Raw genomic sequence first — 20054 nt, 5'->3', positions numbered from 1 at the left:
GCGCATTCAACAAGGCACAGCGGCTAATCGAACAACTTCAATATATACGACTTTCGCGCATTTGCAAGGAGCGAAGCCAGTTTGTTTGCTGCAAGGCGGTTCTTCTGTTCCGATCGTGGCGCTTTGCGAGTGTCGGTCAATCAGCGAGCAAGGCGTTATCGATTGACAGCGCAGCACGACAATGGTCACGTGGCGCCACCAAGCTGCTCGCTGTGACAAGCAGATCGGCTCGTCCGAAGCCGCGACCAATGTCGCGGCCCACCATCCTCACACATCGCAATGAAGCTCCTGCGCAATTGGCTGCCCTGCAGGACGTGTCGCATTCGCAGCCCGAGCCAGGAGGATCAATTGCACGTACTCGTCAGAGACAACAACGTTGAGCAGGCACTGCGCGTTCTCAAGAAGAAGATGCAGCGTGAGGGCGTCTTCCGGGAAATGAAGCAGCGACGGTCCTACGAAAAGCCGTCGGAGAGGAAGACCCGCGAGAAGTCCGAGGCCGTTCGCCGCGCCCGCAAGCTGGCTCGCAAGCAGGCGATCAGGGAAGGATTGCTGCCCGCGCCGCCGAAAAAGAAACCTTTCGAGCGCAAGCCGCCCTTGCCGGAGATCAAGGCAAGGCCCGAGTAGCAACGATCGACTTTCCGGATCTCACACCATGCCGCGTCAGCGTGACGCTGCAGAAAAGCCCGACCAAGCTTCGCGGGCTGTCTTCGATGGGCTGAGATCCTATCGCCTGAAATCGATGCCGCGCAGAACGATGCCCGGCGGGGTACCTTCGAACTCTGTGGCGCGATACTTGCTCGCAGCACACGCTTCGATGCGATCCCGTAGACGCGCGAATTGGGCTTCCCGCTGCTCGGGCCTGACTTGCGGGCCCTGCTCGAGATCGTCCATCGCGGAGGTCGAAATTGCGCAAGGAATCTCCCTGGCGCCGTCATGCATCGAGAACCGTACGATCATCCGCTCGTATTCATGGCCGATAAAGCGGCCGCTCGTCAGGGTCATGGCCTACTCCATTGCACGTCGGTGTCCTGGCGCGGTCGCGCCATCCGGTCATTGACCGGGACCGCGCGCCGGTTTCCTGGCTCGCACCGGCATGCGCGTAGAATGCGGGCGGCCGTCGCTCGGCTCAGCCGTCCCCGGACAGCCGTGCGAAATCGTCGAACAGCGCCGACACGAGCGCGCGGTGGCGCGTGTCCTCTGCCGGAAGACTCGCAGCATAGAGGTTGAGCAGATGGCGCGCCTTCACCGCGGCTTCCTGCCAGGACGCAGCGGGCACCGTCATCATGCGGTGCTCGAGATCGGCCTCGCGCTCGCGCAACTCCCTGACATGGGCCTCGACCTCGGCCAGCGCGCGGCGCAGGTCGGTGGCCTTCTGCGCGGCCATGCCACGGTGCTTGTCGAGATCGACCGGCCGGTCAGTCATTGGCTATGCTCGCGTCCGCTGCTTGCGCATCAGCAAGATCGACAGAACCGATCGACAGTACCTCCGTGGTACCGCGCAGGCCTTCCGCAGGGACAGTGATCATCGTGGCAACCCGGCGATAGGCGGCGAATGTCAAGCCGTCGATCGTCTCCTCATCCGTGACGACCTCGTAAGTGCCCGCCGGCAAGGTGCGCGCGATGCCGCGGATTTGGAACGGACGCCTGAAGATGACGGTCTCTCGCCGCGAGCGGATGGTCATGCACGCCTGCCTTTCGCAAGTGAAGCCCCAACCGGTGCTGGCTGCGACGAGCATGCGCCTTTGGCGCGGCAATAGCCAGCACTATCGTCTGCGTTAGCGGCGAACGGTTTGTCACGGTGCGGCGCTGGCCCGCGACGCATTTAGCGCTCGCTATTGGTTCGGCCCGGGCGTAGGGTCGTTGTCATCACCGCGCTTCTCAACGGCATCGACCGGTGACTGAGGGTCACGTGTGCTCCCGCCGAAGGCTTCGCAGGAGCGTTCGATGTCGCGTGTCCGCATCTTGGAATGGATCGTGCCGCCGGTGATCGTTCCGCTGTTTCTTCTGATTCTCGTGTGCGCCGCTGCGGTCATCAATGGCTAGGACAACACGCGTGCCGTATCTGGTCAGCGGCACCAACGAATACGGCAGCTCCAATCTCGGCCGCGGAACTGCGACGGTCGCGCTACGTCTCGCGGAAAAGCTGCTGCGCGAGGGCTACATGGACGTCAGGGTCTGCACCCCGCGCGGCCGTGTCCTGCAGCCGAATGAATTCGACGAACTCAAACCAGCAACGGAGAGCGACATGGCAAAGGGCCAGCAACGCGGCAACCGCGAAGCCAAGAAGCCGAAGAAGGAAAAGGCCAAGGTCATCGCCGCGGCTCCGTCCCGCAAGGAAGTCGCCTGGCAACCGGATTTCGGACCCGCAAAGAAGAAGTAAGGAGCGCCGGTCGCGGAAGGCACCCGCTAGGCCGGGGCCAATCCAGTCCTGCGCCGCAGATCCGTGATCGCGCGCAGGAAACTGTCGGCCGGCGTCGTCTCGGGGTCGATCAGCCGGTGCAGGCGAAAGCCGTCTTCCAGCGCGAGCACGATGGCGGCCATCCAGGGCGGGTCCAGATTGTGGTGGCGACCGTTGCTCTTCAACGTCGCCTCGACGATGTCGGTGACCAGCTTGCGCCGCGCGCGCAGGCGTTTGGCAAGCTCCGGGCGGCGCTTTTCGGCGCGCGCGACGAACAGGATCATCTCCATGTGGAGGAGGGGCGAGCGGCCGAGCGGATCCTGGCGGCTGCGATCCATCGCCTTCAGCGCCGCGATGAAATCGTCGAGATTGTCGTGCTGCGCCAGGATGTCCATGTTGCGCCGGATCGACTGCGCGACATGATCCTCGAGCATGGCGATGATCAATTCGTCCTTGCTCTTGAAGTTCGAATAGAACGCGCCGCGGGTGAAGCCCGCCGCCGCCGCGATCGCCTCGATGCTGGCGCCGCCGATGCCGTCCGCCTCGAACACGCGCGCGGCCGCCTCGAACAGCGCCTCGCGCGTGTCGTCCCTGGTCGGCCTGGTTCTCACCCTTGACATCGGCGCAGCTTAGGGCAGAATGCAACTCGATACAACAATGTATCGAGTTGATAATCTTCAGGGATGGTTACGCCGGGCGATGGGGCAGCCTTGCGTATGCGTGTCATGCGGCAACCGATCCGAGGTCACCATGAACGAGCAAGTGCAACCATTTGGCGGACCGCTGTTCAACCCGCTCTCGCCGGATTTCATCCGCGATCCCTATCCGCACTATGAACGGCTGCGCACGGTCGATCCGATCCATGTGACGCCGTTCGGCCAGTACGTCGCCAGCCGTCACGCCGAGGTCAGCCTCGTGCTGCGTGACAAGCGCTTCGGCAAGGATTTCGTCGAACGCACCACGCGCCGCTACGGCCCGGAGATCATGAAGGAGCCGGTGTTTCGCAGCATGAGCCAATGGATGCTGCAAGCCGATCCGCCGGACCACACGCGCCTGCGCGGCCTGGTCGTGAAGGCCTTCACCGCCCGCCGCGTCGAGGACATGCGACCGCGGATCCAGGAGGTCGTCGACCAGGCGATCGATGCCGTGATCGCGCGCGGCCACATGGACCTGATCGAGGATTTCGCCTTCCGCCTGCCCGTCACCATCATCTGCGACATGCTCGGCATCCCCGAGGAGCATCGCGAGGTGTTCTACAAGAGCTCGCGCGACGGCGGACGGCTGCTCGACCCGGTGCCGCTCTCGCCGGAGGAGATCCGCCAGGGCAACGCCGCCAACCTGATGGCGCAGATGTATTTCCAGCAGCTGTTCGAGCTGCGCCGCAAGAATCCCGGCGACGACCTCATCACCCAGCTGGTGCAGGCCGAGGAGGACGGCAACAAGCTCACCAACGAGGAGCTGACCGCCAACATCATCCTGCTGTTCGGCGCAGGCCACGAGACCACGGTCAACCTGATCGGCAACGGCCTGCTCGCGCTCCACCGCAACCCGGATCAGCTTGCGCTCCTGAAAGCGAAACCGGAGCTGATGACGAACGCGATCGAGGAGTTCCTGCGCTATGATTCCTCGGTGCAGATGACCGGGCGCGTCACGCTGGAGGAGATCGAGGACCTCGGCGGCGTGACGATCCCCAAGGGCGAGACCGTGCTGTGCCTGCTGGGCTCGGCCAACCGCGATGGCGCGGTCTACCCCGACAGGCCCGACCGGCTGGACGTCACCCGGGCGAACGTCAAGCCGCTGTCGTTCGGCGGCGGCATCCATTTCTGCCTGGGGGCCCAATTGGCGCGGATCGAGGCCGAGATCGCCATCGCCACGCTGCTGCGGCGGCTGCCGGATCTGCGCATCGACGACATCGAGACCCCGGAATGGCGGCCGACCTTCGTGCTGCGCGGGCTGAGGCGGCTGCCGGCGAGCTGGTGAGGGGGCTTGCGCGTTAACCTCCGCGCGCAACAGTCGCTGTGACTTCGCCATACTTCCCCCTATATAAGGGGCTGTTCCGGCGCGCCTGAGGCTCTCAGCTTCGGCCCAGGCCGGTTTGGCCGAGGGGAGACCCGTGCAGACGACGCTGCTCGGATTGGCGATTGCCTTCATCATTGCGCTGCTGGCCGCGCTGATCGGGCCTTACTACATCGACTGGAACCAGTTCAGGCCCCAGTTCGAGGCGGAGGCCGGCAAGATCATCGGCGTGCCGGTGCGGGTGGCGGGCGAGCTCGATGCGCGGCTGTTGCCGGCGCCGACATTGCGGCTGCGCGGCGTCACCTTCGGTGGCAACAACGATCTCGGCCGCCTGCGCGCCGACAAGCTCGACGTCGAGTTCAGCCTCGGCTCCCTGATGCGCGGTGAATGGCGCGCCACCGAGCTTTCGGTCGGCGGCATGGCGGTCGATCTTGGCCTGGACGCGCGCGGACGGGTCGATTTGCCCTCCACCGCGAGCGGCACCTTCAACCTGGCCTCCCTCGCCATCGAGCGGCTGAACCTCGCCGGCCGCATCGCTCTTCACGATGCCGCCAGCCGCTCGACGCTGGAATTGAACGACATCGCCTTCTCCGGCGACGTGCGCTCGCTCGCAGGCTCGGTGCGGGGCGAGGGCAGCTTCGCCGCGCGCGGCGTGCGCTACCCGTTCCGCGTCTCCTCCGGCCCCAGCGCCGACGGCAGCGCCACCCGTCTCCACCTCAACGTCGATCCCGGCGAGCGCGCCATCCTCGCCGATCTCGAAGGCGTGCTCGCCTTCGACAATCGCCAGCCGAAATTCGAGGGCGCGCTGACCCTCGCCGTGCCCGCGGCCAGGAAGGGCGAAGCGGGGCCGACGCCCTGGAAGCTCGCGACCAGGCTCAAGGCCGATCCGGCCGGCGCGAAATTCGAGCAGATCGACGCGAGCTTCGGCCCGGAGGACACCGCGCTGAAGCTCGGCGGCGTCGGCGACCTCAGGTTTGGCGCATCGCCCTTGCTGCGCGCGGTGCTGTCGGCGCGGCAGGTCGATGCCGACAGGTTGACCGCCAAGGACGATGCCGATCCGCAGCGCGTCCTGCCGGCGCTGCGCGCAGGGCTGGCGGCGATCCCGCAGGTGCCGATCCCTGCCCAGATCGAGTTCAATGCCGATCAGATCATGCTCGGCGGCCGTCCGCTCCAGAATATCGCGACCGAGCTTGCGACCGACGGCCGGTCCTGGACGTTCCGGCGGCTGGAGCTGCGCGCGCCCGGCATGACGCAGGTCTCGCTCAATGGCGCAGCTCCCGGCGCCGACAGTTTCAGCGGCCGGCTCAGCGTCGAATCCTCCGATCCAGACACGCTGGTGGCCTGGCTGCAGGGCCGCAGCGAGATCAATCGCCGCAGCACGCGGCCGCTGCGCCTTTCCGGCGACGTCACCATCGCCGCCAATCATCTGGCCATCGAGAGGCTGAAGGCCGACATCGACGGCGGCGCGGTCGAAGGCCGCATCGTCTTCGTGCAGACAGGCGCGAGCAAGGGCTCGCGGATCGATGCGGACCTCAGGGCCGACCGGCTCGACCTCGATGCCGCCGCGAGCTTCGTGCGCGCGCTGGCGGGGCCGCAAGGCGAATGGCCGGAAGAGGCAAAGCTCTCGCTCGATATCGGCCGCGCGATCTCCGCCGGCCAGGAGCTGCGGCCGTTCGCAGCCAGGCTCGCCTACAGCCCGGCGTCGCTGTCGCTGGAGCAGCTGCGCTTCGGCCAGGGCGGCGGCGTGACCTCGGAGGCGAGCGGCAGCTTCGACCGCACCAAGACGACCGGCAAGCTCGCGCTGAAATCCTCGGCCAATTCGCTGCGCGAGCTCACCGCGCTGGTCGAGCCGTTCGCGCCCGCGCTGCGCGCGCGCCTCGATGCGCTCCCGTCCTTGCCCGGCGCGACCCGTCTCAAGCTCGATCTCAGCCTCGACAAGAACGCCGAGCATGCCGATCGCAGCAATGCCCGCTTCGTGCTCGACCTCGACGCACCGCAGCTCAAGACCACGGCGACCCTGGCCGCGCAGACGCCGGCGGCCGCCATCGGCGGTATCGACCTCGAACGCCTGCGCAACAGCGACTTTACGCTGGACGCGAAAGTCGCGGCGCCGCAGGCCGGCGCGCTGTTGGCGCTGCTCGGGCTCGACCGCATCGTGGCCGCGGGCGAGGGCGCCTCGCAATTCGAAGGACGGTTGAGCGGAGCCTGGCGCCGTCCCTCGCAATTGAACGCAAAGCTCAGCGGCGGCGGGCTCGATGCCGACGCGCAAGGCAGCGTCGAATGGTCGGAGCCCAAACCGTCCGAACCCAAATCGTTCGAGCCCAAATCGTTCGAACCGAAGGCGAGCGTGAACCTGCGCGTGCGCAACGCCAATCTGGCGCCGCTGCTCGGGACCAGCCCGGCCGACAAGTCGGCGCAGAATGTCAGCCTGTCCTCCCGCCTCACGCTCTCCGGCAATCGCCTGACCTTCGGCGATCTCGAAGGCAATGCCGCGGGCTCGCATCTGCGCGGCCATGTTTCGGTGACGCTCGATCAGGACAAGAGCATCGACGGCGAGGTCGGTCTCGACTCGCTCGATCTGGCGCCGGCGCTCGCAATCGCCGTCGGCGCAGCCGGTCGTGAGTCCGGCGAGCCGCTCAGCGCAGGATTGGTCAGCGGCTGGCGCGGCCGCATCGCCTTCCAGGCCTTACGCGGAACGTTGCCCGGCGGCATAGAGCTCCGCCCCTTCGGCGGCACGATCCGGAGCGACGGCCAGTCGCTCGCATTCGATGCGCTCAAGGGCGGCGTCGGCGGCGGCGACATGTCCGCAAGCCTGGACGCGCGCAATGGCGCGGGTGGTCTTGCGCTGAACGCGCGCATCGAGCTCAGCAACGTCGATGCGGCGGCGCTGCGCTATCGCGACCTCGCCCTGCCCAAGGGGCGCGCCTCGGTGCAGATGGCGCTGACCAGCCAGGGCCGCAGCGTCGCGGCCTTGACCGGCGCGCTCGCCGGCAACGGCACGGTGACGCTCGAATCCGCCGAGATCGCCGGCCTCAATCCGCGTGCGTTCGAGATCGCCATCCGCGCCAGCGACGGCGGCCAGGTCAATGACGACAACCGGCTGCGGCAGCTTGTCGAGCCCGCGCTGTCGGCGGGGCGCATCGCGGTGCCCTCGGCGCAGATTCCGTTCACGATCCGCGACGGCCGCCTGCGCATCGGCGCAACGCCGCTGGAAGCGAAGAACGCCCGCGCCATCGTCTCCGGCGGCTACGACATTCCGGCGGACCAGGCCGACATCCGCGCCAGCCTGACGCCGATCATGACCGGGCTTTCCGGCGCCCCGCCCGAGATCCAGCTGTTTGCGGCAGGCCCGCCCGACAGGCTGAACCGTACCATCGACCTCGCACCGCTGTCGTCATGGCTCGCGGTGCGCACGATCGATCGCGAGACGCGGCGGCTCGACGCCATCGAGCGCGGCGAGCCGCCGCCGGCCACCGCTGCGCTGCCGACGCTGGTGTCCCCGGAGATAGCGACCGAGCAGGCGCCACCCAACGTCCCGCTGCCGGGCCAGGACCCGCGCCGCGCGCCGGCAAAGCCCAGGGTGGCGCCGACCCCGAAAGCTCCGCAGGCCGCGCCCGCCGCGCCCAGCCCTTCACTGACGAGCCCGCCGCTCGCGAGCCAGCAGCTCGCGCCGCTCCCTCCGGCCATCGACGTGAAGCCCGCCCCGGGCCCGCCGCCCGCCAAGCCCAGGCCGAAGCCGCCGCTTGTGCTGACGCCGCAGAATCCGTAGACGGCGCTATCTAAAGCGCTCCGTTGCCGATGCTCGTCATGCCCGGGCTTGTCCCGGGCATCCACGTTCTTTGTTCCATGCGGCAAGGCGTGGATGGCCGGGACAAGCCTGGCCATGACGCGGAGAGGTTTCAGTGCCCAAAGCTTCTCGGCTCTTGCACAACAGTAAATCCATTCCCTCGCATTTGAACGAATTTTCGTCGGCAAAACTGATTTGCCGACTTTACTGAATTCTCGCGTTTCATCTCTAGCGTGGGTTCCCAGAGGAATTCGGCGTCGCGCCGCGAGCGGCGGGACGGCTCGCCAACGGGCTGCCAAGAACTGGGGTGATCGAGATGAACGGGGCGAAATCGCTTCTGCAGGATCTGGACGACGCGATCGCGCGCGGCACCGACGAAAGCCGGGCGCGTGCATTGTGGCATGCGACCGACATCCTCATCACCGGCCGCTACAGCGACGACGAGATCAGCATGTTCGGCGAGGTGATCGGCCGGCTCGCCGACGAGATCGAGGTGGCAGCGCGCGCGCAGCTCTCCGAAGTGATGTCGGCCTGCGATCACGCCCCGCTCAACGTCATCGAAAGGCTCGCCCTCGACGACGAGATCGCGGTTGCCGGCCCCGTGCTGCGCGATTCCAACCGCATCGACGAGAAGATGCTGGTCCAGAGCGCCATGACCAAGGGCCAGGCGCATCTGCTGGCGATCTCGCAGCGCCAGTCGATCGGCGAAGCCGTCACCGACGTGCTGGTCAAGCGCGGCAACCAGGAGGTCGTGACTTCGGTCGCCAAGAACGAGGGCGCGCGCTTCTCCGGCTCGGGCCTCTTGCACATGGTCCGCCGCGCCGAGGGCGATTCGATCCTTGCCGAGCAGCTCGGCCTGCGCAAGGACGTGCCGCGCCACATCTTTCAGCAGCTGATCGCGAAGGCCTCCGAAGACGTCCGCCGCCGCCTCGAGACCGAGCGGCCCGAGATGATGTCGCAGATCCAGAGCTCGGTCACCGAGGTCACCGGCGATCTCCAGTCCAAGTTCGGCCCGTCCTCGCGCAGCTATTTCGTCGCCAAGCGCGTGGTCACGACGCAGTATCGCCAGGGCAATCTCAACCAGGACTCGATCTCGAACTATGCCCGCCAGCATCGCTTCGACGAGGTGCAGATCGGCCTGTCGCTGCTGTCGGCGCTGCCGGTCGACGTGATCGAGCGCGCGCTGATGGACCGCAACCGCGAGATGATCCTGGTGCTGTGCAAGGCGCTCGACTTCTCCTGGGACACGACGATGTCGCTGTTGTTCCTCGGCGCCAAGGATCATCTGATCACGGCGCGCGACCTTCGCGACAACGAGCGCGAGTTCGGCCGGCTCAACATCGAGACCTCGCGCAGCATTCTGAAGTTCTACCAGTCGCGCAAGACCGGCGCGGGTGCCGATGCGGGCCGTCAGCCCGAGCTACAAGTCCACTGACAGGTCCACTGAGGAGAGGGGAGTACCTGCAATGTTGCCTCAATTCGGCACCGCCGTTCGCAAGAAGAATCTCGCCAATGCCGGCGCCACCGATCTCGGCGCCGCAGCTCCGGACAAGGCCTCGGTCGACGCCGCCTGGCTCGTGCTGGAAGCCGCCAACGACCTCGGCGATCACGCCGCGGTCGACGCCTGCCGCCGCGTCATCGACGCCGAGCTGAACGGCACGGCGGCCCGCAGCGCCGATGTCGATCTCGTGCTGGGATATTTCCGGTAAGGCGCCTGCGATCGCCCGTAGTCTGGCGCGCAGCGTAGTTCGCGACGTCTCTCAGCAGGAGTTCGAGCGTTTGGAGCCTGCATCGCGACGAAGACCTGATTTTGCCGCGGCCAAGGCCGCCGCGAGCTCGTCGATGTGATAGGGTTTGGCCAATATGGCGATGCCCGCGCTCTCCGCTTCATGGACCGAGGCTTCGGCGTATCCGCTGGTCAGCAATATCGGTATGTCGCTTCGTCTCTTCCTGATCTCGCGCGCAAGCTCGACCCCATTCATGCCGCCCGGCATCATGATGTCCGAGAAGATCAAATCGATGGGACGGCCATCCGCGAGGGCTCCAAGCGCTGCCGCGGCACTGGAAGCAAGTGTAACCTCGTAGCCGAGCTGGCCGAGCATCTCGCTGACCAGTGCGGCAACCTCGTTATCGTCCTCCACCAGCAGGATCTGCCCCTGATTGCTCTTTTTCGGGCGCACCCTGGTGAGGTCGATGAGGTGTCGCTCGCCGGAAGGCGTCTCGGAGGATCGCGGCAGGTACAGTTCGATGCTCGTGCCTCGTCCGACCTCCGATTGAATTCGCACGGTGCCGCGCGACTGCGTCGCAAATCCATGGACCTGTGCGAGCCCAAGCCCCGACCCCTTGCCGATGTCTTTGGTCGTGAAGAACGGCTCGAACACCCGCGACATGATCTCCGGGGGCATGCCGACACCGGTGTCGACGACGGACAGGCGGACATAGTCGCCGGCGATCTCTCCATCGTTCAGATCGGGTAGATTTTCGCCGCGCACGATGATCGTGCCGCCATTGGGCATGGCGTCGCGGGCGTTGACGGCCAGGTTGAGAATGACGAGCTCGAGTTCGCCGGGATCGACCTCCACCGGCCAAAGCTGCTCCGGAAAGTCGAACTCGACGTGAACGTCGCCCCTCAGGCTGCGATCGAGCAGTTCACGCATCCCGCCGATCTGCGCGGCGACGTCGACGGGCTGCGGCCGGAGCTTCTGCCGCCGGGAAAATGCCAGAAGCTGCTTGGTCAAGCTGGCGCCGCGCTGCGCCGCCTGGATCATCCCGTCCATCAGCCGGCGGCGGCGGTTCGGATCCGTCTGACGATCGAGCATGTCGAGCCCGCCGGAGATCACCATCAAGAGATTGTTGAAATCATGGGCGACACCACCGGTGAGCTGGCCGATGGCCTCGATCTTCTGGGCCTGGCGCAGCGTCTCCTCCACGCGCGTGCGTTCGTTCATTTCGAGGCGAAGCTGCTCGTTGGCTTCTTCCAGCTCTCGCGTCCGCTCGACCACCAGTTTCTCGAGCTCCTGCGCGGTCTGCTCGCGTGCTTCGAGCAGAGCCCGGATTTCATATTGACGCCGTCGGGCGCGCATCGCCGATTGAATCGCGCTGGTCAGCGTGATCGGCTGGACCGGACGTTCGAGCAGCGAAACGTTTCGCAGGAGCTCGACGATACTGCGTCTCCATGCGACAACTGCCGGCTGCTCCCGATGGCTGGTAAGAACGACAAAGGGAAGGTCGGACCATGGCGGCTGGTTCGCAATCCAATGTGCCAGCGGCGCCGTGTCTTTGCCGAATAGTCCTTCCTCGGCCAAAAAAACCGCTCCAACGCCAGCCGCCATCTCGGCAACGAGTTCTGGCAAGCTCCGGCAATTGACCGCTTCCAGGCTTGCGCCGCGAAAAAGCTCCGCCGATGCCGGTCCGTCGCGACCGATCGGGGCGAATATCAGAATGCGGTCGTCCCGGTCGGCACTCATTCGGCCGGTCCGTCCGGTAACACCGTGCCGGTGTAACGAGGATTGCCGGAGAAAATGCCGCTGAACTCCTGGAGAGGTGGACCGAGCTTGATCCCCGCGCCGCCGAGCCGGAACTCGCGGATGCTGTGTTCGTGATTGCCGCTGCGCTTCTTGACGACCGAGAGCGCGCGCCGCACCGTCCCGCCGAACTCGAAATAGCGCAGCATCAGCACCGCATCGCTCAAATAGCTGATGTCGAGCGGCGTATCCATCGGGCCAACGAGCCCATGCTGGGCGAGGATCAGGATGGTGAGCACGCCCTGCTGGGCCAGATAGCTGAGCAGTTCATGCATCTGCAGAATGAGGAAGCGTTCGTCCGGCATCGCGTTCAGATAGCCGTTCAAGCTGTCGATGACGATGATGCGGGCATTGTCGGCCTCGACGCTGCGGCGAAGCGTTGCCGCGAACTCGCCCGGCGACAATTCGGCGGGATCGATCTGCTGAAAGCGGATCCGTCCGGAGGCGAGGTGCTCGTCCAGCGGCAGTCCGAGCGTCCTGGCACGTGCCTCAACCGTTCCGCGTCCTTCATCGAATGCGAACAACACGGCGTGCTCGCCGCGTTGCGCCGCCGCGATGGCGTAGGTCAGCGCAAGTGACGACTTGCCGACGCCGGCCGAGCCGAGCAGGAGCGCGTTGGTGCCGCGCTCGAGCCCGCCTCCGAGGAGCTGGTCGAGCTCGGGGTTGCCGCTGGACACCATGTCGCCTTCGAATGATCTGTGATGTTCGGCTGCGACGAGCCGGGGATAGATGCGCAGGCCGCCTTGCGCGATCGTAAAATCGTGGAAGCCGCCGCGAAAACGGATGCCGCGCATCTTGATCACGCGAAGCCGTCGCCGCTCGGCACCGTAGTCGATGGCCAGTTGCTCGAGCATCACGACGCCGTGTGCGATCGAATGCAGTTGCAGGTCGTCCTGGGAAGAGGACAGATCGTCGAGCAGAACCACGGTGCAATTGCGGTTGGTGAAGAAGTGCTTCAGGGCCAGAACCTGGCGCCTGTAGCGGAGCGGGTTCTGCGCCAGCAGCCGCAATTCGGAGAGACTGTCGAGCACCACGCGGGTGGGATTGATCCGTTCGACCTCCTTGAAGATCAGACCCGTGGTCTCGCTCAGCTCCATCTCGGCAGGATGAAAAACCGTCAGCTCCCGCTCGGGATCGAGCGTCGTCTCGGGCGGGACAAGCTCGAAGATGTCGACTCCGTCCAGCGACCAGCCGTGTCGTTGCGCGACCAAGGTGAGCTCGCGCTTCGTCTCGGAAAGCGAGATGTAGAGTACGCGTTCGCCGTCCCGCACCCCGCGGAGCAGAAACTGGAGCGCAATCGTGGTCTTGCCGGTGCCGGGTCGTCCCTCATAGAGGTACATCCGGTTGGGGTCCAAGCCACCGCCGAGGATATCGTCCAGTCCTTCGCTGCCGGTCGAAACTCTCGGCGAATCCTTGAGGTCGCTGCCTGGGGCAGCCGCGGATTGACCGGTCATGAACCCCCCTTACGCGTATCTTCCCAAAGCTCTCCATGCGCTCCAAGCGCTTGCCGGGAGCCGGATGACTGAAAGGTCCGTCTAAGGAACTCCGAGGCCGGGCTTGAGTTCCCGCTCGAATGCCTCGGGCTGTCAGGCGACCGCTTCGCCGCTCAGACTGAGCCGACCCCCTGGGGGGTGTCGGTTCAAAAATGAACACAAGCGATCAGCCGCCGTCGGCCCCGCCGCGGCATTCACCGCCTGATGCGGTAAATCACGACATCTTCGCCGTGACGGTTCGTGCTGCGCTCGAGGAGATAGTTCGACTTCTCCAGCACGCGGCGGGATGCAGTGTTGCCGACATGGACGATGCCGATGAGGGACGGCAGCGCAAGCTGCAACAGGCCGATGTCCGTCAGCTTGGCCGCGATCTCGCTTGCAAATCCCTGGCCCCAGAATTCGCGCTTGAATGCGTAGGCGATCTCGATCTCGTCGACATCGTCCACCACAATGTGCCGAATGCCGGCACGTCCGGCGAAGGCCCCGTCCTTCGTTCGCAGCGTCCAGAGCCCGAAGCCGTGCTGGTCCCAATGGGCCATGTTGGTCGCGAGATAGGCCTTCGTGACCTCGGGCGTCCGTACCCCGCCGAGAAAACGGGAGACCTCGGCGTCGCGATGCAGCGCGACAAGGTCGCCGAGGTGATCTTCGCGCAATCGCTCGGCGGTCAGGCGGTCGGTGGTGAAATGGTCCAGGGGGACAGATCGCCGGGTCGGTGGCGTGTCGTTCATGGTGCTATCGCTGGGGCTGAATTTTGACATCATGCCACTGTTTTGCCCGACGGAGCAAGCAGCGACTTAGGATAATCCGCAATCCATTGATTTCACGACCCCCGGTCCACTGTGCATGGGGTTGTTTTCGCAGTTTTGTTTTGGAAGGGGGCTACCCCGCCCCCAGCGCGACCGCGACGTTGTACGTCACGAGGCTCGCCGCATAGGCCAGCACCAGCATGTAGGCGAAGGTGACCCCCATCCAGGCCCAGCTGCCGGTCTCGCGCCGGATCACGGCCAGCGTGGAGGCGCATTGCGGGGCGAAGATGTACCAGGCCAGCATCGACAGTGCGGTCGCGAGCGACCATTTCGTCGCCAGCACCTGGCCGATCTGCTCGACCGCTTCGTTGCCGCCCTCGATCGCATAGACGGTGCCGAGCGCCGCGACCGCGACCTCGCGCGCCGCCATGCCCGGGATCAGCGCCACCGCGATCTGCCAGTTGAAGCCGACGGGGGCGAGCAGGGGTTCGAGCGCCTTGCCGATCATCGCCGCGAGGCTGAACTCGATGGCCGGCCCGGACGCGCCCGCGGGCGGCTGCGGGAACGAGGCCAGGAACCAGATCAGCACCATCATCGAGAAGATCGTGGTGCCGGCGCGGTACAGGAACATCTTCGCGCGGGTGAAGATGCCGATCGCGACCGACTTCAGCCGCGGCATCTTGTAGTCCGGCAGCTCCAGCATGAAGGGCGCCGGCGCAAAGTCGCGCAGCATGAAGAACTTGATCAGGAACGAGACGACGAGAGCGCTGACGATGCCGGTGGCGTAGAGCCCGAACATCACGAGGCCCTGCAGGTTGATGAAGCCCCAGACGTCCTTGGCCGGGATGAAGGCGGAGATGATCAGCGTATAGACCGGAATGCGCGCCGAGCAGGTCATCAGCGGCGCGATCAGGATCGTGGTCAGCCGGTCGCGCTTGTTGTCGATGACGCGCGTCGCCATGATGCCGGGAATGGCGCAGGCAAAGCTCGACAGCAGCGGAATGAAGGCGCGGCCGTGCAGGCCGGCGCCGCCCATGATGCGGTCCATCAGGAACGCCGCGCGCGCCATGTAGCCGAAATCTTCCAGGAGCAGGATGAACAGGAAGATGAGGATGATCTGCGGCAGGAACACGATGACGCTGCCGACGCCGGAGATCACGCCGTTCTGCAGGAAGCTTTGCAGCAAGCCGTCGGGCAGGGTGGCCTGCACCAGCTCTCCGAGCGAGTCGAAGCCGGACTTCAGCAGCTCCATCGCCGGCTGCGCCCAGGCGAACACCGCCTGGAACATCACGAACAGGATCAGCGCGAGCACGATCAGCCCGCCGACCGAATGCAGCACGATCGCGTCGATCCGTGCGGTCCAGGTGTCGGGACGAGCAGGCAAGCTGACGCAGTCGGCGATGATGCGGTCGGCCTCGCGTTGGGTGGCGCGCAGCTCGGAGACGCCGAGCGCGCGCCAGCTGTTCTCGACCGGCTCGGCGGCGAGCGCTGCGGAAATCTCGTCGGTCAGCTTGAGCAGGTCGGCCGTGCCGCCCTTGCGCACCGCGATCGAGGTGACCACGGGCACGCCGAGCTCCTTGGCGAGCCGCTCGACGTCGACAGTGATGCCGCGGCGGCTTGCGATGTCGAACATGTTGAGCACGAGGATCATCGGCCGCCCGGTGCGCTTCAGCTCCAGCAGCAGCCGGATGGTCAGGCGCAGATTGGTGGAATCGGCGACGCACAGCACGAGATCGGGCAGGGTCTCGCCGGAGGCCTTGCCGAGCACGAAGTCGCGGGTGATCTCCTCGTCCGGGCTGCGGCCGCGCAGCGAATAGGTGCCGGGCAGGTCGACCACGGAGACCTGGCGGCCGAGCGGGGTGACGAAGAAGCCTTCCTTGCGCTCGACCGTGACGCCGGGATAGTTCGCGACCTTCTGACGGCTGCCGGTCAGCGCGTTGAACAGCGAGGTCTTGCCGCTGTTGGGCGTGCCGACCAAAGCGAGATGCAGCAGCGGTGCTTCCATGGGATCAAGGGCCTGGGGCAAGATTCCGGTCGCGCGTCAGGCGACGATGATGGCCATGGCTTCGCGACGGCGGACCGCGATCGTGGTGCTGTCGACCCGTACCGCGATCGGATCACGCCCGACCAACCCTTCATGCAGGATCTCGACCCGGGCGCCCTCGACGAAGCCGAGTTCGATCAGGCGGCTCTCGAGCTCGACGTCCGAAAGCGCCGAGCCAGCCTCTTTGGCGGCAAGGTGTTGGATGACGCCGGTATAGCCGCGCTGGGCCAGACCCAGCGGCATGTGCGAACGCGTATCAGTGGTGTCGGTCATGCCCTGTATTTTCAACGCCGGGCATTGAGGTCAAGCGTGCCCGCGCGCCGAAGCTGCACCTTAGAGCGATTTTAAAGTGCAGGGGCGTGGGCGCCGTCGCAGGCGCCTCCCGACGGCTACTGGGCCGGGACCTTGTCCGGCTGGGCGGCCATGGCGCGGCTCTTGAAGTAGTCCAGGACGAAGAGGCGGATCGCCGACGACAGATTGCCCTGCTGGCGGTTGTTGTCGATCTCACCGACCAGCTCGGACAACGTCATGTTGCGCAGGCCGGAAATCTCTTTCATGCCGTTCCAGAACGCCTCTTCCAGGCTGACGCTGGTCTTGTGGCCGGCGACGACGATCGATCGTTTCACCACCGGCGACTTCATGGCTGCTCCTCGCGATCGATCCGGTGCTGGTCCAGATGCTCCTTGGCCTGGTCCGCCCGCTTCGCCTCGGACGACCGTTCCGCCTTCGTGCGCCCGAACTTCGCCCGGTTGGCGTCCGCCTGCTTCGCCGAGGCTTCCCGCTCGACGCGCTTCCTGAAACGATTCAGGTTGATGACGTTCCCCATGCCGCGTCTCCATCACCCGATCCTCTTCTTGCCGGATGAAACACTCAGAAACAGGACGCCGCATTGCGCCCCAGAAGACTTGATCGCCATTCGCTCGTCCTCGTCAATCGGCCCTTGGGCCATCAAACGATGAATTTCGCCCCGTCGAGGGCAGTAGAGCCGCGTAACACGCCGCCCCGGCCGCAACATTGACGGTAATCAAATCCCGCCCCCAAAGCCGCATATTTTTGGGCGCCGAGCGTCCGTATCATTACGGATGGCTATCGGAATTCGGAATCATCCCGGGCTGGTCATCTTCTCGGGGCGCACCAGACGGTCGAACTCGTCGGCCGCGACGAAGCCGAGCCGCAGCGCCTCCTCCTTCAGCGTGGTGCCGTTGGCATGCGCCGTCTTGGCCACCTTGGCGGCGTTGTCGTAGCCGATCTTCGGCGCCAGCGCCGTCACCAGCATCAGCGAGCGCTGCATCAGCTCCCTGATGCGCTTCTCGTCGGCGCGGATGCCGCTGACGCAATGTTCGGTGAAGGAGCGCGCGGCATCCGCCATCAGGCGGATCGAATGCAGCATGTTGTAGGCCAGCACCGGCTTGTAGACGTTGAGCTCGAAATGACCCTGGCTGCCGGCGACCGTGATCGCGGTGTGATTGCCGAACACCTGGCAGCACACCATGGTCATCGCCTCGCACTGTGTCGGGTTGACCTTGCCCGGCATGATCGAGGAGCCGGGCTCGTTCTCCGGCAGGATCAATTCGCCGAGGCCCGAGCGCGGGCCGGAGCCGAGCAGGCGAATGTCATTGGCGATCTTGAACAGGCCGGTCGCGACCGAATTGATGGCGCCGTGCGCCAGCACATAGGCATCGTTCGAGGCCAGCGCTTCGAATTTGTTGGCGGCGCTGGTGAAGGGGAGCTTCGTAATCCCGGCAACGTGCTTTGCGAACAGCTTGGCAAAGCGCGGCTTCGAGTTGAGGCCGGTGCCGACGGCTGTGCCGCCCTGCGCCAGCGGATAGAGGTCCTTCACCGCGATCTTGAGCCGGGCGATGCCGCTTTCGACCTGCGCGGCATAGCCGGAAAATTCCTGACCGAGCGTCAGCGGCGTCGCATCCTGGGTATGGGTGCGGCCGATCTTGACGATCTTCGAAAACTCCCTCTCCTTCTTGCGCAACGCGCGCAGCAACTCGGCAAGGGCAGGCACGAGATCGGCATTGATGCGGCTTGCCGCGGCGATGTGCATCGCGGTCGGGAAGGAGTCGTTCGACGACTGGCTCATGTTGACGTGATCGTTGGGATGCACCGGCTTCTTGGCGCCGAGCTCGCCGCCGAGCAACTCGTTGGCGCGGTTGGCGATCACCTCGTTGAGGTTCATGTTGCTCTGGGTGCCCGAGCCGGTCTGCCATACGACCAGCGGAAAATGGTCGTCCAGCTTGCCCTCGATCACCTCGCGTGCAGCGCGGATGATGGCATTGGCGCGGCGCTGGTCGAGCAGGCCGAGCTCGAGGTTGGATTGTGCGGCGGCGAGCTTGACCATGCCGAGTGCATGCACGAGCGAGATCGGCATGCGGTCGGTGCCGATGCGGAAATTCTGACGCGAGCGCTCGGTCTGCGCCCCCCAATAGCGGTCGGCGGCGACCTCGATGGGACCGAAGCTGTCGGTCTCGGTGCGGGTTGCGGGGCGGGCAGTCTTCGAGCGGGACGCTTTGGCCATGAGCACATCCATTCTGCCGCGCGAAACGCCGCGCGGCCTGTTCATGTGCTTCTCTATATAGGCAGTTTGGGCGGGCGCGACGGCTTCGCGGCCAACCTAGATCATTTCTTGCGAAAACGATCGAGCCGCACGACCTCGGCGCCGCCCTGGCTCGGCGGCGGCGGCTCGTCGGCAGCTTCCGGCTTCTCCGCGGCAGGTGCCGGGACCGATACGGCCGATGGTGCGGGCGCTGCCGGCAGATTGTCCGGCGCGACCTCGGCGACGTCGGAGGTGTCGAACTGGAGGCCGAACTTCACGGACGGATCGAGGAAGCTCTTGATGGCACTGAACGGCACCACGAGCCGCTCCGGAATGCCGCCAAAGGACAGGCCGACCTCGAAACGATCCTCGAGCACGGTCAGGTCCCAGAACTGGTGCTGGAGGATGATCGTCATTTCTTCCGGATATTGCGCGAGCAGCCGCGGCGACAGCTTCACGCCTTCGGCCTTGGACACGAAGGTGATGAAGAAATGATGCTCGCCCGGCAGGCCATGCGCCGCGGCATCGGTCAGCACCTTCCGCAGCACGCCGCGCAGCGCATCGCGGGCCAGCACATCGTATCGGATATGATCGGTCGCCATGGTGGTCCTGTTGCATCCAAGCAGCCGGATCCTGCCGATCCGACTCGCCAAGCCGCAATAGTACCGCGCCTGACGGGCGAGCAGGAGTCCCCGCCGGGGAAGAATCAAAGAGTAAAGTGGAGGCTTCTGTTGCCAGGTGCCTCCGAACCCCGCCTAGCGGAGCTTAACCCACTAGGACTTTAGAGTGGTCTTTCAAACTGCGTTACGCAGCCTGAGCAACCGGAGCAAAGTTGTCGTTGGCAACTATTGCAGTAGCCCGATAACGGCGGAACAATACCGGGAAAAAGTACGCCCTTTACGCCCTCGTCGATCCTATTTCGCCCCCGCCAAAGCCCAGCTTCGAGCACGCCCGATGGTGGGCTTTGGTGGAGGCGCCGGGTACCGCCCCCGGGTCCGAATGGTTTATTGCGACGACCGTTTATTTCCATAGCCGGCGAACCGGCACCCCCAATATAGGGGGCAAAGCTTTCGAAAAACAGAGGGTTGGGGGCGCGATCCCGCGGTTCCCTTTTGATAAGCTTCGGACTGCCGGGCCTATCGCGGCTCTGGCCTTTGGCAGAGGTCGCCGGCCCGATGTGCTGAATCCTTGCGCATGATGACGCTGCTGCTCCAGCGAACGACATTGTCAGTCTCGGCGTCGGTTAATTTCCTGCGGCGGAAAGTAGCAGCACGAGGAGCCGCAAGCTGATCTCCAGCTTCGGCCGGATCTCGCTCTCTCGCCGGGGCTGCGGCGGCAGTGCCCGAAGACGCACAGCATCGCGGTCAGGGCAAAGCACCGACTAAAACGCCCACGCGACTTCACAGGTCTCGCCAGGTCCGAACGTGCTTATCGTGATGTTAAATCGGCCTGGTCCAGCAATTGCTGCACTGCGTCTGACGCAATGGTTGCGGCGGCCGCGTCC

General features: G+C 65.4%; 19 protein-coding genes and 1 other RNA gene. 6 read left to right on the top strand and 14 right to left on the bottom strand.

What is annotated here, in order from left to right:
- The first annotated feature begins 348 nt into the window (after positions 1-348).
- Positions 349-624: a 30S ribosomal protein S21 gene (gene rpsU, locus ABIA45_RS19960; RefSeq protein ID WP_128263103.1), complete on the top strand. Its 276-nt coding sequence runs from the start codon at positions 349-351 to the stop codon at positions 622-624.
- 99 nt (positions 625-723) lie between these two features.
- Here rpsU and ABIA45_RS19955 read toward each other — a convergent pair whose 3' ends face one another.
- From ABIA45_RS19955 to ABIA45_RS19945, 3 genes are all read right to left on the bottom strand, one after another.
- Positions 724-1002, bottom strand: a complete 279-nt coding sequence (locus ABIA45_RS19955; RefSeq protein ID WP_036037411.1) for a DUF1488 domain-containing protein — start codon at positions 1000-1002, stop codon at positions 724-726.
- A gap of 124 nt (positions 1003-1126) precedes the next feature.
- The gene (locus ABIA45_RS19950) at positions 1127-1423 is read right to left on the bottom strand and encodes a hypothetical protein (protein ID WP_157284730.1); all 297 of its coding nucleotides are present in this window, start codon (positions 1421-1423) and stop codon (positions 1127-1129) included.
- Positions 1416-1682 carry a hypothetical protein gene (locus ABIA45_RS19945; RefSeq protein ID WP_271540719.1) on the bottom strand — a complete coding sequence of 89 codons (267 nt, stop codon included), beginning with the start codon at positions 1680-1682 and terminating at the stop codon, positions 1416-1418. Before ABIA45_RS19945 ends, ABIA45_RS19950 begins: the two co-directional genes overlap by 8 nt.
- Positions 1683-2053: 371 nt before the next feature.
- On the opposite strand from ABIA45_RS19945, the gene ABIA45_RS19940 reads away from it, so the two are divergent.
- Positions 2054-2380, top strand: coding sequence for a hypothetical protein (locus tag ABIA45_RS19940; protein WP_271540718.1), 327 nt, complete (start codon positions 2054-2056; stop codon positions 2378-2380).
- A gap of 26 nt (positions 2381-2406) precedes the next feature.
- Here ABIA45_RS19940 and ABIA45_RS19935 read toward each other — a convergent pair whose 3' ends face one another.
- Positions 2407-3018 carry a TetR/AcrR family transcriptional regulator gene (locus ABIA45_RS19935; RefSeq protein ID WP_404653328.1) on the bottom strand — a complete coding sequence of 204 codons (612 nt, stop codon included), beginning with the start codon at positions 3016-3018 and terminating at the stop codon, positions 2407-2409.
- Positions 3019-3148: 130 nt separating this feature from the next.
- On the opposite strand from ABIA45_RS19935, the gene ABIA45_RS19930 reads away from it, so the two are divergent.
- The 4 genes from ABIA45_RS19930 to ABIA45_RS19915 all read left to right on the top strand — a co-directional run bounded on the left by ABIA45_RS19930 (position 3149) and on the right by ABIA45_RS19915 (position 9910).
- Positions 3149-4378 (top strand): cytochrome P450, encoded by a 1230-nt coding sequence (locus ABIA45_RS19930; protein ID WP_404653326.1) that lies wholly within the window; start codon positions 3149-3151, stop codon positions 4376-4378.
- A gap of 133 nt (positions 4379-4511) precedes the next feature.
- Positions 4512-8183, top strand: a complete 3672-nt coding sequence (locus ABIA45_RS19925) for an AsmA-like C-terminal region-containing protein (RefSeq protein WP_404653324.1) — start codon at positions 4512-4514, stop codon at positions 8181-8183.
- Between the two features lie 334 nt (positions 8184-8517).
- Positions 8518-9636, top strand: coding sequence for a DUF2336 domain-containing protein (locus ABIA45_RS19920; protein WP_271540714.1), 1119 nt, complete (start codon positions 8518-8520; stop codon positions 9634-9636).
- Between the two features lie 31 nt (positions 9637-9667).
- Positions 9668-9910 (top strand): hypothetical protein, encoded by a 243-nt coding sequence (locus tag ABIA45_RS19915; RefSeq protein ID WP_404653322.1) that lies wholly within the window; start codon positions 9668-9670, stop codon positions 9908-9910.
- 51 nt (positions 9911-9961) lie between these two features.
- Here ABIA45_RS19915 and ABIA45_RS19910 read toward each other — a convergent pair whose 3' ends face one another.
- The 10 genes from ABIA45_RS19910 to ssrA form a co-directional block, all read right to left on the bottom strand.
- Positions 9962-11668 carry an ATP-binding protein gene (locus tag ABIA45_RS19910; protein WP_404653320.1) on the bottom strand — a complete coding sequence of 569 codons (1707 nt, stop codon included), beginning with the start codon at positions 11666-11668 and terminating at the stop codon, positions 9962-9964.
- Positions 11665-13179, bottom strand: coding sequence for an ATPase domain-containing protein (locus ABIA45_RS19905; protein ID WP_271540712.1), 1515 nt, complete (start codon positions 13177-13179; stop codon positions 11665-11667). Before ABIA45_RS19905 ends, ABIA45_RS19910 begins: the two co-directional genes overlap by 4 nt.
- Positions 13180-13412: 233 nt before the next feature.
- Positions 13413-13910 carry a GNAT family N-acetyltransferase gene (locus ABIA45_RS19900; protein ID WP_271540742.1) on the bottom strand — a complete coding sequence of 166 codons (498 nt, stop codon included), beginning with the start codon at positions 13908-13910 and terminating at the stop codon, positions 13413-13415.
- Positions 13911-14097: 187 nt separating this feature from the next.
- On the bottom strand, positions 14098-15969 hold the full coding sequence (locus ABIA45_RS19895) for a ferrous iron transporter B (RefSeq protein WP_404655709.1): 1872 nt from the start codon (positions 15967-15969) through the stop codon (positions 14098-14100).
- Positions 15970-16005: 36 nt separating this feature from the next.
- Positions 16006-16281, bottom strand: a complete 276-nt coding sequence (locus ABIA45_RS19890) for a FeoA family protein (RefSeq protein ID WP_036006563.1) — start codon at positions 16279-16281, stop codon at positions 16006-16008.
- 116 nt (positions 16282-16397) lie between these two features.
- The gene (locus ABIA45_RS19885; RefSeq protein ID WP_025038043.1) at positions 16398-16649 is read right to left on the bottom strand and encodes a ribbon-helix-helix domain-containing protein; all 252 of its coding nucleotides are present in this window, start codon (positions 16647-16649) and stop codon (positions 16398-16400) included.
- On the bottom strand, positions 16646-16834 hold the full coding sequence (locus tag ABIA45_RS19880) for a DUF4169 family protein (RefSeq protein ID WP_109144934.1): 189 nt from the start codon (positions 16832-16834) through the stop codon (positions 16646-16648). The genes ABIA45_RS19885 and ABIA45_RS19880 overlap by 4 nt, the downstream gene beginning before the upstream one ends.
- Positions 16835-17110: 276 nt before the next feature.
- Positions 17111-18544 (bottom strand): class II fumarate hydratase, encoded by a 1434-nt coding sequence (gene fumC / locus ABIA45_RS19875; RefSeq protein WP_404655708.1) that lies wholly within the window; start codon positions 18542-18544, stop codon positions 17111-17113.
- A gap of 89 nt (positions 18545-18633) precedes the next feature.
- The gene (locus ABIA45_RS19870) at positions 18634-19152 is read right to left on the bottom strand and encodes an SspB family protein (RefSeq protein ID WP_157284719.1); all 519 of its coding nucleotides are present in this window, start codon (positions 19150-19152) and stop codon (positions 18634-18636) included.
- Positions 19153-19267: 115 nt separating this feature from the next.
- Positions 19268-19634: a transfer-messenger RNA gene (gene ssrA / locus ABIA45_RS19865) on the bottom strand.
- Between the last annotated feature and the right edge of the window lie 420 nt (positions 19635-20054).

The organism is Bradyrhizobium sp. USDA 336 (assembly GCF_044908355.1).
Classification (GTDB): domain Bacteria; phylum Pseudomonadota; class Alphaproteobacteria; order Rhizobiales; family Xanthobacteraceae; genus Bradyrhizobium; species Bradyrhizobium yuanmingense.
Note: the sequence above shows the minus strand (reverse complement) of the source record. Positions and strands in the feature narration are given on the sequence as shown.